14 protein-coding genes and 1 pseudogene are annotated in these 13,894 nt (G+C 58.6%); 4 read left to right on the top strand and 11 right to left on the bottom strand.

The genetic code is table 11. The features are described from left to right. Window positions 1–3 precede the first annotated feature (3 nt). Window positions 4–171 (top strand): hemin uptake protein HemP, encoded by a 168-nt coding sequence (gene hemP, locus ACXADZ_RS13775; RefSeq protein WP_083445319.1) that lies wholly within the window; start codon window positions 4–6, stop codon window positions 169–171. Further along, window positions 168–644: a hypothetical protein gene (locus ACXADZ_RS13770; protein WP_171186309.1), complete on the top strand. Its 477-nt coding sequence runs from the start codon at window positions 168–170 to the stop codon at window positions 642–644. Before hemP ends, ACXADZ_RS13770 begins: the two co-directional genes overlap by 4 nt. Window positions 645–694: 50 nt before the next feature. Here the strand turns inward: ACXADZ_RS13770 and ACXADZ_RS13765 are convergent, their stop codons facing one another. The 8 genes and pseudogenes from ACXADZ_RS13765 to ACXADZ_RS13730 all read right to left on the bottom strand — a co-directional run bounded on the left by ACXADZ_RS13765 (window position 695) and on the right by ACXADZ_RS13730 (window position 11,670). Then, entirely contained in the window at window positions 695–3,760 is a 3,066-nt protein-coding gene (locus tag ACXADZ_RS13765) for an aminotransferase class III-fold pyridoxal phosphate-dependent enzyme (protein ID WP_475197136.1), read from the bottom strand. Window positions 3,761–3,868: 108 nt separating this feature from the next. Then, a pseudogene (locus ACXADZ_RS13760) lies at window positions 3,869–4,753 on the bottom strand (NAD(P)-dependent oxidoreductase); the annotation flags it as partial. Between the two features lie 78 nt (window positions 4,754–4,831). After that, entirely contained in the window at window positions 4,832–5,221 is a 390-nt protein-coding gene (gene cueR, locus ACXADZ_RS13755) for a Cu(I)-responsive transcriptional regulator (protein ID WP_475197135.1), read from the bottom strand. Next, a complete protein-coding gene (locus ACXADZ_RS13750; RefSeq protein ID WP_475197134.1) occupies window positions 5,218–7,686 on the bottom strand; it encodes a heavy metal translocating P-type ATPase in 2,469 nt (822 codons plus the stop codon). The genes cueR and ACXADZ_RS13750 overlap by 4 nt, the downstream gene beginning before the upstream one ends. A gap of 78 nt (window positions 7,687–7,764) precedes the next feature. Beyond that, window positions 7,765–8,529 carry an SDR family NAD(P)-dependent oxidoreductase gene (locus tag ACXADZ_RS13745; RefSeq protein WP_475197131.1) on the bottom strand — a complete coding sequence of 255 codons (765 nt, stop codon included), beginning with the start codon at window positions 8,527–8,529 and terminating at the stop codon, window positions 7,765–7,767. Next, the gene (locus tag ACXADZ_RS13740; RefSeq protein WP_475197129.1) at window positions 8,526–9,458 is read right to left on the bottom strand and encodes an SDR family oxidoreductase; all 933 of its coding nucleotides are present in this window, start codon (window positions 9,456–9,458) and stop codon (window positions 8,526–8,528) included. The genes ACXADZ_RS13745 and ACXADZ_RS13740 overlap by 4 nt, the downstream gene beginning before the upstream one ends. Then, window positions 9,455–10,357, bottom strand: a complete 903-nt coding sequence (locus ACXADZ_RS13735; RefSeq protein WP_171091538.1) for a bile acid:sodium symporter family protein — start codon at window positions 10,355–10,357, stop codon at window positions 9,455–9,457. The genes ACXADZ_RS13740 and ACXADZ_RS13735 overlap by 4 nt, the downstream gene beginning before the upstream one ends. Next, the gene (locus tag ACXADZ_RS13730; protein WP_475197127.1) at window positions 10,354–11,670 is read right to left on the bottom strand and encodes a flavin-containing monooxygenase; all 1,317 of its coding nucleotides are present in this window, start codon (window positions 11,668–11,670) and stop codon (window positions 10,354–10,356) included. Before ACXADZ_RS13730 ends, ACXADZ_RS13735 begins: the two co-directional genes overlap by 4 nt. Window positions 11,671–11,735: 65 nt before the next feature. Here ACXADZ_RS13730 and ACXADZ_RS13725 point away from each other — a divergent pair, with 65 nt between their 5' ends. Both ACXADZ_RS13725 and ACXADZ_RS13720 read left to right on the top strand, forming a co-directional pair. Further along, window positions 11,736–11,993, top strand: coding sequence for a TetR/AcrR family transcriptional regulator (locus tag ACXADZ_RS13725; RefSeq protein WP_475197126.1), 258 nt, complete (start codon window positions 11,736–11,738; stop codon window positions 11,991–11,993). A gap of 34 nt (window positions 11,994–12,027) precedes the next feature. After that, window positions 12,028–12,399, top strand: a complete 372-nt coding sequence (locus ACXADZ_RS13720; RefSeq protein ID WP_475197124.1) for a hypothetical protein — start codon at window positions 12,028–12,030, stop codon at window positions 12,397–12,399. 7 nt (window positions 12,400–12,406) lie between these two features. Here ACXADZ_RS13720 and ACXADZ_RS13715 read toward each other — a convergent pair whose 3' ends face one another. Genes ACXADZ_RS13715 through ACXADZ_RS13705 form a run of 3 tightly spaced genes read right to left on the bottom strand, consistent with a single transcriptional unit; the run spans window position 12,407 to window position 13,710 of the window. Then, window positions 12,407–12,565 (bottom strand): hypothetical protein, encoded by a 159-nt coding sequence (locus ACXADZ_RS13715; protein WP_171091533.1) that lies wholly within the window; start codon window positions 12,563–12,565, stop codon window positions 12,407–12,409. A gap of 48 nt (window positions 12,566–12,613) precedes the next feature. Beyond that, the gene (locus ACXADZ_RS13710; protein WP_171091531.1) at window positions 12,614–13,234 is read right to left on the bottom strand and encodes a pyridoxamine 5'-phosphate oxidase family protein; all 621 of its coding nucleotides are present in this window, start codon (window positions 13,232–13,234) and stop codon (window positions 12,614–12,616) included. An 11-nt stretch (window positions 13,235–13,245) separates the two neighbouring features. Then, complete coding sequence (locus ACXADZ_RS13705) at window positions 13,246–13,710, bottom strand: nuclear transport factor 2 family protein (protein WP_171091529.1); 465 nt, start codon at window positions 13,708–13,710, stop codon at window positions 13,246–13,248. Between the last annotated feature and the right edge of the window lie 184 nt (window positions 13,711–13,894).

The following is a 13,894-nucleotide window of genomic DNA, read 5'->3' as shown; positions in this document are numbered from 1 at the left end:
CCGATGAACGTTCAGAACCCGACCCCAACCCAAGGTTACGCTGTCTCGATGCTTCCCGCGCACAAGGCCGAAGACCTGACAAAAGGCGGCAACCTGGCACATATCGAATTGGGCGACCAACTCTACACCCTGCGCATTACCCGCGCGGGCAAACTGATCCTGACGAAATGAGCGCTGGCAAAACGCGCGGCGGCGCTGCGGTAGGTCGCCTTGCTGACTTGGACCTCGTTGAGGCGGGGGCGGTCATGTATCTGCGCATGTGGAGCGCGGGTGAAGGTGCAAGGGCCGATGCTGCCAGTGACTTTCAGATCGCTTTGGGGGCAGAGAGCGGGCAGGCCGCGATGCTGACACTGGATCGCCTGTGTTCACTTTGCGCAAATTACGGTCGTCGTCCATTGATCAGGCATGGGTTGGGATGTGCGTGTCTTGGCGCGGACGAAAACTGTTTCGCTCAGATGATTTCAGCCGCCTCTGAAGGTGCGCGTGAAGACGCAATGATGATGGCATCTCTGATCGTACGCCCGGATTTTGCACCTGCGCTTGCCGCGTTGTCAGAAGAACTTGGCCTTGCCCTCAGACGCATGACGGCCGGGTTCAGGATCCCTACTACGGGACACCATACCCCCTCGGCCGTTCTCCACTGATCCCCGGTTCAGGACGGCTTAACCCCGGCATTGCGCCGGGGTTATTTTGTTCAGCAGCACCCACATCCGGCATGATGATGATCGTGATCGCAAACCGGGGCAGGGGTGTAATCGCCCACCTCTGACAGCACGTCTCGCAACGCCCAAAGGACCATGTCCACATCCTCGGCCTCGATGGTCAGCGGCGGGCGGATCTTCAGGATGTTGTCCTTTGGTCCTTCGCTACCGATCAGAATACGATGGTCGCGCATCCGGTTTTTGACATAGCTGCAAATCTCGGTTCCCTCTGATCCGTCAGGGTTAATCAGTTCCACACCAAGGAACAGCCCCATGCCCCGCACGTCGCCAACACAGCCAAAGTCGTTTTCGATCTGACGCAACCCGGTCATCAGACGGTCTCCCATCAGGCGGGCATTGTCTTGCAGAGCTTCGTCGTCGACGATGTCCAGCACCTCTTTGCCGATCCTGCAGGACAGGGTCGAGCCGCCGAAGGTGGAAAAGAACTCGATCCCGTTGTTGAAGCTGTCCGCGATTTCTTTGGTCGTTACTAGCACGCCCAGAGGGTGCCCGTTTCCGATAGGTTTGCCCATCACAACGATATCGGGAAGTGCGCCCTGGTGTTCAAAACCAAAGTAGTACTCGCCCAGACGACCAAGACCTGTCTGCACCTCATCGGCGATGCAGACACCACCTGCGGCGCGGATTTTTTCATAAACCGCAGGCAGATAGCCCTTGGGTGGAATGATCTGTCCTCCGACCGAGGGGAAGGTCTCGGCGATGAACCCGGCGACGCCTTGCCCGCGCGCGTTCAAGGCCGTGATTGCCGGATCTACAAGATCGGCAAATTTCTGGGCCCGATCCGCATTGTCGCGCTTGAACGAACCACGGTAGTCATCCGCAACCTCAACCAGTTCAACCCAGTCGGCTTTGCCGACGCCACCCGGTTTGTTGAACTTATAAGCCGAGATCGCCACAGCCGCGTTTGTATTCCCGTGATAGCCATGATCCGGTGTCACGATCCCTTTCGCTCCGGTATGGGCACGGGCCAGCCGCAGAGCCAGCTCATTGGCTTCGGTCCCGGAATTGACAAAGAAGCAGACCTCGAAATGATCTGACAGTTTGGACAGGATTTTGTCGGCAAAAGCGGTCTGGGCTGGATGCAGATAGCGGGTGTTCGAGTTCATCCGCCTCAGCTGTTCCGCTGCCACGGCCTGAATACGCGGATGCGCATGACCGACATGAGGGACGTTGTTATAGGCGTCCAGATAAGGGCGGCCCCATTCGTCGAACAGGTGGTGTTTCCACCCACGCACCAGCATGACCGGATCGTCATAGGTCAGAGACAGGTTACCACCAAAATGATCGCGTCGCCCTTGCTGGATCGCCTGCTTGTCAGTGGGTTGGTAAAACACCTTGTCATCCGGCAGGTTCAGCAAGGCGGCGGGGTTCGGACAGACCGCGTGCCACAGCTCCATCTCGTCAGGATCGCCTACACCGGGCCAGTCCGCCTCCATGCCATCGGTGGTCAAGGCCAGTTGGAAATGAACATGAGGGGACCATCCGCCATTCTGGCTGGCATCGCCCAGCCGGGCAAACGCCGCCCCCTGTGCTACCGGATCGCCGGGTTTCAACCTGTCACAGCATTCTGGATCCAGATGACCATAGAGCGTGTAAAACGGATCACCTTCGGGCGTTTCGTGATGCAGGATGATCACCCCGCCATAGTCGAGGTGGCTGTCGCGGTTCTCGACGACCTCAACCCGCCCGCTCATGGGCGCGTGCAGCACCGTCCCGGCAGGCGCAAACACATCCACGGCCAAATGCACTGTCCGCCGGTCCGAGGCTTTCCACGGGCCCTTGCGGAACCCCGGTTCGGCATAGATCAGGCGGGGCTCGTTGTAATAGCCCAGCCACAGATCTTGCCCATATTCCTCGCCCACTCGTGCGGCCTCGGCCAGAGGCATGTGGAACGGATTCTGCGGCCAGACACAGTTTTCAACCGACAGTGAGCCCATGGGCACATCGCTCAGATCCTGATCGAACATCTGAGCGAACTGACCGCGATGCTCCTGTAGATAGGCGTGGATACGGTCTGCCCCATCGACAACCGGCAATCCACAAGCCGCCCGCAAACGCGCCGACATGAGGCCACCATTGACCGAAGCGTTCTCAAGAAACCGCCATGCGGGCGCTTGAGAGATTGTCACATAAGGATCATCCGGGGTCTCGGCGGCCATCAGGGTCGAGTTGACAACAGACACGGCAAGCCGCATCCGCAACAACGGCCAGATCAAATCCACCTCATCCTCGCGCAGCCGGTTGGCCGCGTGATACCCTTTCACCAACGCAGCCAACGCCCGTTCCGGCTTGGGATGGTCCAAAACGACATAGGCCCCGGCAATCGCCAGATCGCAAACCCGCGGCGCCGCGCACATGTCACCCAGATCAATCAGCCCCGAGATCCGCCGCCGTTCGCTCAACTCCCCTTCGACCAGAATGTTATAGTCATTGGCATCATTGTGAATGGCCTGCTTGGGCAGATCCGCAAGGGTACCGGAAATCGCTGCAAACCCGCCGCAGATTTCCTTTAGCAAGGCTTGCCGCGAAGGATCTGAAATCGCGCCCAGCTTTTCCGCAATCCAATCCGCCTGCATCAGGTCCCATTTGAAGCCGGCCCGATGCAACCCCTCATGCTGGAACCCTTCCAGAGCCCGGTCAGTTGCCCCCAACACGCGCCCCAGTTTCAGGATCAGTTCTTCGGATTTTGGTGCCGCCTTCGCATAGCATTGCCCCGGCAGGCATTCCAGCAACCAAGCCAGCCTCGGCTGGGCCTCAGAATCCGCAATCTCGGGCAACAGAGCGCCATTCAAATCGGGAAACACCTTGGGAAAAGGCAAACCCGGTGCTTCCGACGCAATATGAGCCAGCGCCTGTATCTGCAGATCCACCAGATCCGCCTCACAGCCCGCACGCATAACCTTAAGCACATAATCCTGCCCATTGGTGGCCTGCACCAGAAAGTTCAGGTCATATTCACCGTCCAGACGAGTCAACCGTGCGTCCAACCCCCAATGCTGACGCAGCGCATCCGCCCAGAACTTCACCAATTCGCTCATGTCGTTCTCCGTCCCGTCACGCGCGGGATCCTTTTCATCTGGCTAAAAATACCTTCGGGGGTGAATTGGCCCACCGGGCCAAGAGGGGGCAGACAGCCCCCTGATCCCTCAATCCAAAGCGCGCAGGCGTTTGAACAGCGACGACGTATCCCAGCGCCCGCCGCCAAGTTTCTGCACATCCTTATAAAATTGGTCGACCAAAGCCGTCAGAGGCAAAGAAGCCCCGTTGGAATTGGCCTCATCCAGACAAATCCCCAAATCCTTGCGCATCCAGTCCACAGCAAAGCCGTAATCGAAATGATCGTCCAGCATCGCCTCGTGGCGGTTCACCATCTGCCAGCTTCCAGCCGCGCCCTGACTGATCACCTCGACCACAGAGCGCCCGTCCAAGCCGGCCTTTTCCGCAAAATGCAGCGCTTCGCTGAGGCCCTGTACGACACCGGCGATGGCAATTTGATTGCACATCTTGGTCATCTGGCCCGTGCCGCTCTCTCCGATACGGCGGCAGATCTTAGAGTAAACCTGCATCAAGGGTTCCGCCGCATCATAAGCGTCCTGATCGCCGCCGCACATGATAGACAGGACCCCGTTTTCGGCCCCGGCCTGACCACCCGATATCGGGGCGTCGACAAAGGCACACCCTTGCGCTGCTGCTGCCGCATAAAGCTCTAATGTGACAACTTTGGAAACCGTTGTGTGATCAACAAAGATGGCCCCGTCCGACATGCCATGAAACGCGCCGTTCTCGCCTGTGCAGACCATGCGCAGATCGTCATCGTTGCCGACACAGGCCATGACAAACTCTGCATCTTTGACGGCATCTTTCGGAGTAATTGCCATGGCACCGCCATGCTGTGCCACCCAGGCTTCAGCCTTGGCGGTGGTGCGGTTGTAGACGGTGACGTCATGACCTGCGGCCTTCAGAAATCCGGCCATGGGATAGCCCATGACACCAAGGCCAAGGAACGCGACTTTTGCCATTTTGTGATCCTCTCGGCTGTTCGACCGTTGTCTGGGGCCGAAATCTTCGACGAAGACAAAGCAAAGCTGCGCCCAAAGGGCAACCCCAAGTCAGCCTTTCCCACCCAGATCCTGTAATATGGGACAATCGGGCCGGTCATCCCCGGCGCAGGCGTCAACCAAATGACTCAGCGTGTCGCGCATGGCGTTCAGGTCCGCGATCTTGGCCTCGATCTGCGCCAGATGATCCCGCGCAACCTGTTTTACATCGGCGCTGGCGCGGGTTTCATCCTCGTACAGCGCCAACAGGGTACGGCAACCTTCGATGGTGAACCCAAGCGCGCGGGCACGGCCCAGAAAGTTCAGTTTATGCACGTCCTGATCGCGAAACCGGCGATACCCGTTGTCGTCGCGCAGGGGCTTTATCAGGTCGATGTCCTCATAATACCGGATCGTCTTGGCGGGCAGGCCAGTGCGGGCAGACACGTCTCCGATATTCATGCGTGCACCTCGTTGGTGGCCAAGGTCGGGGTTTCCGGCACGCTGGCGCGGACGCGACGCAGACGCAGAGCATTCGAGACCACAAAAACGCTGGACAGCGCCATCGCGCCAGCTGCCAAAGCAGGCGACAACAGATGACCGCCAAACGGATACAGCGCGCCAGCCGCCACCGGGATCAGCAGGACATTGTAACCAAACGCCCATCCGAGGTTCTGGCGAATGTTTCGCATTGTGCGACGGCTGATCTCGGTCGCGTTTGCGACGCCGCGCAGATCGCCCGACATCAGAACCACGTCGGCCGTTTCGATGGCCACATCCGTACCTGTCCCAATGGCGATGCCGATATCCGCGGATGCAAGCGCCGGGGCATCGTTGATCCCGTCGCCAACAAAAGCCAGCGTTCCGAAATTATCCCGCAAAGCCGTGATCGCATCTACCTTGCCGTCCGGCAACACCTCGGCAGTGACGTGATCGATCCCCAACCGATCAGCCAGCGCCTGTGCCGTCCGCGCGTTGTCTCCGGTGATCATGGCCACAGTTAACCCCATCTGGTGCAACCTTTGCAGCGCTTCTTCAGTGCCGGGCTTGATCGGGTCGGACACAGAAACCGTAGCAGCGGCCTGCCCATCAAGAGCAACGAATAGCGGCGTTGCCCCTTCAGAGGCGCGCTCTTCGGCCTCGTCCGCCAAACGGCCAAGATCAATCCCCCGGTTTTCCATCAGCCTGTACGACCCGACCAACACTTCTCGACCTTCAACGAGGCCCTGTACACCCAGTCCGGTGATTGATTGGACATTCGACGCCTCGGGCAGAGCAGAAGGACCGGCCCGAGTGATAGCTGATGCAATTGGATGCTCCGACTGTGCTTCTAGGGACGCAGCGAGCCGCACAACCTCATCCCGGTCAAACCCGTTCGTCGTCATCACGCTTTCCAACTCGGGACGTCCGAGCGTCAGAGTTCCGGTTTTATCCAGCGCGACGATGCGTGCTTGTTGAAGCTGCTGCAATGCATCGCCTTTGCGGAACAATACCCCCAGTTCTGCTGCACGCCCCGTGCCCACCATGATAGAAGTGGGCGTCGCCAGTCCCATCGCACAAGGGCAAGCAATGATCAGGACCGAAACACCTGCCACAAGCGCCAGCGGTAGAGCGGGGCTGGGACCGAAAACCAACCAGAGTATGACGGTGACCACAGCGACGAGAATGACAGCAGGGACAAAACGATAGGTGATCTGGTCGACCAGCCCTTGAATGGGCAATTTGGCCCCCTGTGCTTGCTGCACCATGCGGATAACCTGAGCCAGGACCGTGTCGTCCCCAACGCGCGCGGCGCGTACCCGCAAGGCGCCGGTCCCGTTCACCGTGCCGCCAACAACAGAGGCCCCTTGCGATTTTCCGACCGGCACAGGCTCGCCAGTGATCATGCTTTCGTCGACGTAAGATGTGCCCTCAAGCACTTCGGCGTCCACTGGCATCCGTTCGCCTGGACGAACGCGCAAAATGTCTCCCACAACTATTTCAGCAATAGGACGGTCCTCTGTTCGGCCATCCACTTCGACCCTTGCGGTCTTGGGCTGCAAGCCTACCAGCTTCCGGATTGCGGCGCCGGTTCTGCCTTTGGCGCGCGCCTCCATGAGTCGGCCCAGAAGGATCAATACAACGATGACTGCTGCGGCTTCGAAATAGACATTCGCGGTGCCTTGCGGCAGCACACCCGGGGCGAATGTGGCCACCACGGAATAGAGATAGGCCGCCCCGGTCCCAAGCGCGACCAGCGCATTCATGTCTGGCGTGCCGCGTAACAGGGATGGGATGCCCTTGCGGTAAAACACCCGTCCCGGACCGATCAACAGGGCCGAGGTCAGAGCAAACTGGATAAGCTGACTGGTCTGCGCACCGATGGTGGCGTGTACCCAGTGATGGAATGCGGGGATCATGTGCCCACCCATCTCAAGAATAAACACGGGCAGCGCGAGGACGGCGGCAAGCATCGTGGTGCGGACCAGACTGCGAATTTCGTCATCTTCGCGGCTTTCAGGTTCATGGGCGTTTTGAAGGCGCGCGGGGTATCCGATTCCGGTGATGACCTGTGCCAACTGCTCTGGCGTGGTTGTCCCCGCCGCGTATGTCACTGTGGCGGTTTGAGTTGCGAGATTGACCTGAGCCTCGATTACACCCGGGTTGGCTACCAGCGCGCGTTCGATCTTGGCCACGCACGAGGCGCAATTCATCCCGTCGACATTCAGATCAACGCATTTGGTTTCAGCAGGATACCCTGCTACGTCCAGCGCCGCAGTCAGAGCCGTAACCGGCCCGTCAAACGCCACTTGCGCTGATTTGGTTGCAAAGTTGACTGAGGCCGCATCGACACCTGGCACATCGCGCAGGGCGGCTTCGACACGGCCCACACAGGACGCGCAGCCCATGCCGGTGATTTTTAGCTCTGTGAGTGTTTTATGTGCCATGCAACTCGTTCCGCAGCTTGCCTTGCCCTCCAAATGAGGGTTCCAGTCACGGGAAGGTCAAGGGGTCATGGCAAAAATCTATTCTGCTGGCCCGCGTATGTTGCGCTCCATCATGCGTTGATACAGGCGCGGTGAGAGGCTGTTCAGCCACCAAGACAAACGCGCCACACGTCCAACCGGAATCATCGGCTGCGATTTGTCCAATCCTCGCAGGATTGCTTTGGCCGCGGCCTCAGGGCTCATCTCGTCCATACCGTCCTTTGCCGATCCGGGTCTTGCCGTTCCATCGGCCTGCTCTTGTGCGTTGCCCGGGTTGGTGGCCACGAAGGACGGCGCCGCGATCTGAACCTGAACGCCATGAGGTGCTTCTTCGGAACGGAGCGATTTGAAAAAACCCTCAAGCGCGTGTTTCGAGGCCGCATAGGCCGTTCGGTGATAGAGCGGCGCAAACCCTGCCACGGACGAAATTGCAAGATGCGTTCCCTGTGATACCCGAACCGCTTGCAGAAACGCGCGGGCCATTTCAACGGCCGCAAAGTAGTTAATGTCGAACACCATTCGGTGGCTGGCGGCGTCGGACTGATCAAACCCCCGAATTTGCGTGACCCCGGCGTTGTAGATGACCAGATCGATACTCTCGCTGGATTCGATCACCCTTTGGGTTGCGTCAGCAAGCTGTTCGGGGTCTGTCAGATCGCAACCAATTGGCAACTGGTTTGGCCTTGTGTCCAAGCCTGAGACGTCAAGGTCCAGCAACACGACCCGCCAACCGCGGGCTTGCAGGGCATGGCTCAGGGCTTGCCCCAAACCGCCCGCCCCACCTGATATGACAGCTGTCTTCATAGCCCGGCCTGCTTTTGCCAGAACGCGAACACCTCGGCGCTGGTTTTTTCGGGTGTATAGCCGAATTCTGATTTGAGGGCGGAATTGTCCAAAACCGGTCGATATTGCAGAAACCGCACCTGTTCCGGCCCATAGCGAGACAAGCCAAGCGGGCGTGCCACGGTCAGGGCCGCTTTCAGGGCCCAAGCGGGAAGACGCAGAACCGATTTCCCCAAGGCATCGGCCAGATCTGTGACGCCCATCGCACCGTCCCCAGCGACATTGAAGATACCGGGTGGCCCGTCTGTCGCTGCGCGCCGCAGGATGCGGGCCAGATCGTGTGTCCAGATAAAGACAAAAGGACTTTCACTGCCGGTTACGGCCAGCAGGCGGGGCTTGTGAAACAGGGCGGTGATCTGGTTTTCAGTGCCAGCCCCCAACACCGTCCCCACGCGCAGAACGACCTGTTCAAGATCAGGGGCAGCACTACGGGCTTCCGCCAACAATTCCTCGACCTGTCTCTTGTGGTCGGAATAAGGGAATTCCGGATTGCCCCGCAGCGGGTCACGCTCGCGCAGCGGAATGCGGTTGTCCGCATGATACCCATATGCCGCCCCGGATGATGTGACCACCAGTCTGCGTACGCCGTTGGCAATCGCTGCATTCACCACCTTGCGCGTTCCTTCGACGTCAACAGCGTATGCTGCGGTGCGTCCAGTCTTGGGCGGGGGCGTCACGATTGAGGCCAGATGCACGATGACATCCGGCTTCACCTTGGTGATCACGCGGGCAGGGGCATCGCTTGTCACGTCCATGGGCAGGAAGGCGATACATTCAGGCAAAGACTCCGGGCGCTTGAGGTCGGTGGCAAAGACCTCATGCCCCCCAAGTTCCGGCAATAGTGCTTGCCCGACCATACCGGCGGCGCCTGTGATCAGAATACGGGTCATCGCGCGGCCTCGGTTCGGGCCATGATCGACGCAAGCGCAATGCCCGATATCGCGTGCCAGATGCCCCAGAACGCGGCCACAACGGCCATGCCGCCCAGCCCGTGGAAAAAGGCGAAGATCAAGACCAGTCCAAGCCCTGAATTCTGAATGCCGGTCTCTATGGTGATTGCGCGACGATCAAAGGGGGACAGCCGGGTCAGAGTGGCCACGACCCAACCGCCCCCCAGTGCCAGGGCGTTGTGAAGGATCACAAGCCCGGCGACAGCCCCGGCAAAGCTGAGGAAGAATCCCCAGTTGGCGGCCAGGGCAAGCAAGATGAAAGCCGCGAAGATACCCATCGACAAGTATTGCAGCGGTGCGCGTAAACGTGCGGTCAGGGCGGGACGACGCTGATTCAGTGTGATGCCCAGAACAAGGGGCAGGATCAGCATAAAGCCGACGAGAATGGCGATTTGCACCGGATCGATCTGGGTTTGCTGCAGGATCGCACGGGTCGGTGGATACAGCCCGCCCCAAAGCGCGATGTTGAAAGGCGTCATGAAGATTGCGCCAATGGTGGCGAATGCGGTCATCGACACGGACAGCGCCGCATTGCCGCCCGCGCGATGTGTTATGAAGTTCGAGATGTTGCCGCCCGGACAAGCTGCCACAAGGATCAGCCCTAACGCTATGGAAGCACGCGGCTCTGTGAACCAGACCAGCGCAAAGGTCAGTGCGGGCAAGACCACAAACTGAGATACCAGCCCGACAATCACAGGTTTTGGCGCGCGTCTCAGGCGATCAAAATCCCGAGGCGTCAGGTCGATCGCGATCGAGAACATCACAATGGCCAGAATAGAGTTCAGCAACGTCAGCGACGCCGGGCTGAAATTCAGCGTGACTTCGTCGATACCATTCATGCGGCGGCTTTCCGCAGCCGGTCGATCCAGCCAGTGACGGCTTTTCTATAGGTGGCCTTGTCAACGTAGTAAGCCATGCGGGGTAGGTCGATATAGTTCATGCCTCCGGTGGCGCGCCTGTAGTCTTTTTGTTTTTCGGTTTTCAGATCGGCCGCCGCCGGGCAACCGCTTTGAAGACCCTTGATATAGCGCGCCACCATCTCGGCCTGTTCGTGTCTCCCCTGCCAGCCAAGACCCGTGGCCTCGACCATGCCCAGCACAAACAGATCGTCGCGTTCGGGGTGTATGGTGTTCAGGTACAGATGCGGTGCATCGCCCTGCCAGTTCAGCAGGTCCTTGTCGACAAACGGATAGTGCAGCTTGTATCCGGTGGCAGCGAGGATCATGTCATAGTCTTCGCTGGAACCGTCTTTGAAGTGAACGGTGTGACCCTCCAGCCGGTCGATATCGGGGCGAATGCGCAAATCGCCATGACCCGCGTGATACAGGACCAGTGAATTCACCACAGGATGGCTTTCGTAAAGCTGATAATCGGGTTTGGGAAAGCCGTATTTTTGGGGATTTCCGACGAACCAGCTGAGGATCAGGCTGTCGACCTTTCGCTTTAGCCACATGGGCAGGCGGATCTTGCCACCCATCGTGTCAGCAGGTTTGCCAAAGACATATTTCGGGACGAAATAGTATCCGCGCCGCATCGACAGGTCGCAGCGTTTTGCATGGTGGATCGCATCCACCGCAATGTCGCAACCGGAGTTGCCTGCACCTACAACCAATACTCGTTTGCCGTCGAATTGACTGGGATACCTGTAGTGCGAGGCATGGATCAATTCTCCGTCGAAGGTTCCGGGAAATTCAGGCATGTTCGGTTCCGACAAGGTGCCGTTTGCTATCATAACACCTGCGAAGTCGGCCTGATGGTCACCTTCGGCATCCCTCCAACTGACACGCCAACCATCCCCCGAGTTGCCCAGCGGCGTGATCTGGGTGACTTCTGTGTTAAACCTATAGTCCTTACGCAACCCGAAATGATCTGCAAAAGCACGGAAATAGTCGCGCATCGCCCGGTGAGAAGGGTACTCGGCCACGGCCTCATCCATCGGGAAATCTTCGAACTCGGTCATGCGCTTGGACGAGATCAGATGCGCTGTCTCGTACATGGTTGATCTGGGGGCATCGATGTCCCACAGACCGCCCACATCCGAATGCAGCTCGAACCCTTGAAATGCGATGCCCTGTTCTTTCAGCACCTTGGCCGCGGCCAATCCCATCGGTCCCGCCCCGATCAGGGCGAATGCGTCGCGCGTTTCTGTCATGAACCCTCCCGAAGTTCGTGAGGCTTAACTTGAACGAACGACCAAAATAAGGCAAGGTGAAAATCATGAGTTTAAAAAACATAGAAAAACCAAGGCAAAGAGCGCCATCCAAGCGGTCCTTGGAGACGCGCGCGCGGATCATGGATGCTGCGGAATTGATCTTTGCCGAACGGGGATTCGAAGGTGCCTCGATCCGCGATATTGCCGCTTTGGCGGGTGTGCAGATTGGCCTTGTACACCATCACGGCGGCGGGAAAGAGGAGCTTTTCTATCGTACCGTCGCCCGCCGCGCGGATAAACTGGCGCAGTTACGAGTTCGATAAACTGAACAAAGCCAGAGCCGAGGGGCCGCTGACATTGCACAGCATTTTGGACAGTTTTATCCGTCCCTATGTGGAGCTGGCTGAAACGGGTGGTCCAGGGTGGATGGCTTATGGTCGACTGGTTGCGCACGTGTCCGTCGATCCACGGTGGAGCGACATAGCAGCCGAGTGTTTCGATCCGACGGCCCAGCATTTTATCGCAGAGATTGCTGCGCTTTACCCAGATATAGATCCGGCGGTGTTGGCCAGTGGTCAGGTTTATTCGGTTTCGGCCATGCTGGCGCATCTCAACAGCGGCTGGCGCGTCAGGGCGCTGTCGCAGGGCGGTGAACAGCCTGACATAGAGCCGCTGGTCGAGTTTTGCGCCGCAGGCATTGCAGCAATGGTCCAAGCCGGTCGAGGCTGATCGCCTTTCAATCCTGCTGCAGGTGATCAAATAGCATTGTGCTGAATACGGAAGGCGATGTGCGCACGGCGCTGGGTGACGCGAAAAACCCAAACATCAGGATCAGCAATATCAAGGCCGCCGCTGCAAGACACACGACCGAGAGTTGAACGACTGAACGAACCATTGCGCAAAATCCTTTCCTGTAATTCGTAAACCCGGGTCGCCCAACGCGTTAGCTGGACTTTGCCAATTCCAGCTTCAGCCGCTCATTCTCGGCCTGCAGCTGGGCCAGCTGTTGTCCAAGAGTGTTCAGATGGGGGCGCAGCTCGGCTTCGGTGAAGCGAGGGGTGATGTGACGCGGGCAGTTCCAGTCCAGTGCCTCGATACGGATGATTGCTGCCCGTTCCGCCGGGGCCTCGGCCCCTTCGGGATACAAACTGGCTGCAGCGGCTTCGCCTTCAGTAAATTCGACACGTCCCAGGATCTTCAGGCGGCGCTGGTTGGCGTAATCCATCAGGATCATCGCGATCCGATCATTCCCATCCAGATTGCCGCGCGAGATATACTGCTTGTTGCCGGAAAAATCCGCATAGCCGATGGTCTGCGGCCCCAGTACTTTCAAAAACCCAACAGGCCCACCGCGATACTGCACATAGGGCCAGCCGGTTTCGGACACCGTCGATTGATAGAACCCGTCACGTGCCTGAATGAACTCTTTCTCGGGCTCGCCGATCAAGTGGCCCTGCTGTGGCCCGCTTTCGATGAACTTGGCATAGGTTTTTGCCGACCCCATGCGCTCTTGATGGGCGCGGACGGCAGGGGTGAAGGCGCGTTCGGAAAAGGCACGGGGCATGGTGATTCCTTTCAAAGACCTAAATCTGACAGTCCGGGATGATCTTCGGGGCGTTCACCTTGCGGCCAGTGAAAGAGACGGTCCTCTTCGGTGATCGGCAGATCGTTCAGCGAGGCGTGGCGGTACGACATGCGCCCGTCTTCGGCAAATTCCCAGTTCTCGTTGCCATAAGAGCGGAACCACTGGCCGCTGTCGTCTCGCCATTCATAAGCATAGCGTACAGCAATGCGATGTCCGGCAAAGGCCCAGAGTTCCTTGATCAGGCGATAGTCCAGTTCCTTGCGCCATTTGCGCGTCAGGAAGGCGTGGATGTCGGCATGGCCTGACAGAAACTCAGCCCGGTTTCGCCATTGACTGTCCTCAGTGTAGGCGGGCGTCACCCGGTCGGGGTCGCGACTGTTCCAGGCGTTTTCCGCCATCCGCACTTTTTGAGTTGCGGTTTCGAACGTGAATGGGGGCAGAGGAGGGCGAGACATGGGGCAAGGGCTTTCAAGTAAGTGAAGCGGCCAAAAGGGCCATGGTTAGAAGGAACGGAACGTACTGAGGTGGGAAGATGCTGGCGCGACGTTTCATCGGTCAAATCCTCTGGTGTACAGATCGGTTAACTTTCGAATTCAAAGTGTACCGATCTGTTAACTTTTGCAAGGGCAAACTTTAAAA

The sequence above is a fragment of the Ruegeria sp. ABM4_193 genome, assembly GCF_056158705.1.
Note: the sequence above shows the minus strand (reverse complement) of the source record. Positions and strands in the feature narration are given on the sequence as shown.

Coding starts and splice junctions, on each gene's coding strand:
- hemP (WP_083445319.1), top strand. CDS start 4: ATGAACGTTCAGAACCCGACCCCAACCCAAGGTTACGCTGTCTCGATG.
- ACXADZ_RS13770 (WP_171186309.1), top strand. CDS start 168: ATGAGCGCTGGCAAAACGCGCGGCGGCGCTGCGGTAGGTCGCCTTGCT.
- ACXADZ_RS13765 (WP_475197136.1), bottom strand. CDS start 3,760: ATGAGCGAATTGGTGAAGTTCTGGGCGGATGCGCTGCGTCAGCATTGG.
- cueR (WP_475197135.1), bottom strand. CDS start 5,221: ATGAATATCGGAGACGTGTCTGCCCGCACTGGCCTGCCCGCCAAGACG.
- ACXADZ_RS13750 (WP_475197134.1), bottom strand. CDS start 7,686: ATGGCACATAAAACACTCACAGAGCTAAAAATCACCGGCATGGGCTGC.
- ACXADZ_RS13745 (WP_475197131.1), bottom strand. CDS start 8,529: ATGAAGACAGCTGTCATATCAGGTGGGGCGGGCGGTTTGGGGCAAGCC.
- ACXADZ_RS13740 (WP_475197129.1), bottom strand. CDS start 9,458: ATGACCCGTATTCTGATCACAGGCGCCGCCGGTATGGTCGGGCAAGCA.
- ACXADZ_RS13735 (WP_171091538.1), bottom strand. CDS start 10,357: ATGAATGGTATCGACGAAGTCACGCTGAATTTCAGCCCGGCGTCGCTG.
- ACXADZ_RS13730 (WP_475197127.1), bottom strand. CDS start 11,670: ATGACAGAAACGCGCGACGCATTCGCCCTGATCGGGGCGGGACCGATG.
- ACXADZ_RS13725 (WP_475197126.1), top strand. CDS start 11,736: ATGAGTTTAAAAAACATAGAAAAACCAAGGCAAAGAGCGCCATCCAAG.
- ACXADZ_RS13715 (WP_171091533.1), bottom strand. CDS start 12,565: ATGGTTCGTTCAGTCGTTCAACTCTCGGTCGTGTGTCTTGCAGCGGCG.
- ACXADZ_RS13710 (WP_171091531.1), bottom strand. CDS start 13,234: ATGCCCCGTGCCTTTTCCGAACGCGCCTTCACCCCTGCCGTCCGCGCC.
- ACXADZ_RS13705 (WP_171091529.1), bottom strand. CDS start 13,710: ATGTCTCGCCCTCCTCTGCCCCCATTCACGTTCGAAACCGCAACTCAA.